The sequence below is a fragment of the Frankia sp. CoWAU3 genome, assembly GCF_977971855.1.
This window is the reverse complement of sequence record NZ_CDWWXB010000298.1, coordinates 2184-2675: the sequence shown is the minus strand read 5'-3', so window position 1 is coordinate 2675 and position 492 is coordinate 2184. Positions and strand designations below refer to the sequence as shown.

The following is a 492-nucleotide window of genomic DNA, read 5'->3' as shown; positions in this document are numbered from 1 at the left end:
GCCAGCTGGGCGAGTGCGGCCTGCTCAAGGCGTCGTTCGTGCCGCCGGAGCCGATCCGCCACCTGCGTGACCTCACCCGCTACCGCACGACGCTGACCGCCGACCGGACCCGGGAGGCCCAGCGGTTGGAGAAGGAACTCGAGGACGCCGGGATCAAGCTGTCCGCGGTGGCCACCGGCATTCTCGGGGTGTAGGGGCGGGCGATGCTCGCCGCGCTGATCGACGGCGAACGCGACCCCGACGTCCTGGCCGGGATGGCCAAGGGCAGGATGCGGCCCAAGATCATCAAACTGGTCGAGGCGCTGACCGGCAGCTTCTCCGAGCACCACGCGTTCCTGTGCCGGCTGCACCTGGAACGCATCGACCAGCTCACCGCCGCGATCGAGGAACTGTCGACGCGGATCGAGGAGGAGATGCGCCCTTTTGCCCGCTAGCTTGACCACCTGGTCACGATCCCCGGGGTCGGCCGGACCGTCGCCGAGGCCATCATCA

Annotated in this window: 1 protein-coding gene and 1 pseudogene; both read left to right on the top strand. The window is 69.3% G+C overall.

Features of this window, described 5'->3' with window-relative positions:
* Window positions 1-194: pseudogene (locus AC08ON_RS17480) on the top strand (IS110 family transposase); the annotation flags it as partial.
* A gap of 9 nt (window positions 195-203) precedes the next feature.
* The gene (locus tag AC08ON_RS17475) at window positions 204-434 is read left to right on the top strand and encodes a hypothetical protein (protein ID WP_476617375.1); all 231 of its coding nucleotides are present in this window, start codon (window positions 204-206) and stop codon (window positions 432-434) included.
* Window positions 435-492: the final 58 nt, after the last annotated feature.

Excerpts from the sequence above, each read along its gene's own strand:
- AC08ON_RS17475 (WP_476617375.1), top strand. The coding sequence starts at position 204 with ATGCTCGCCGCGCTGATCGACGGCGAACGCGACCCCGACGTCCTGGCC.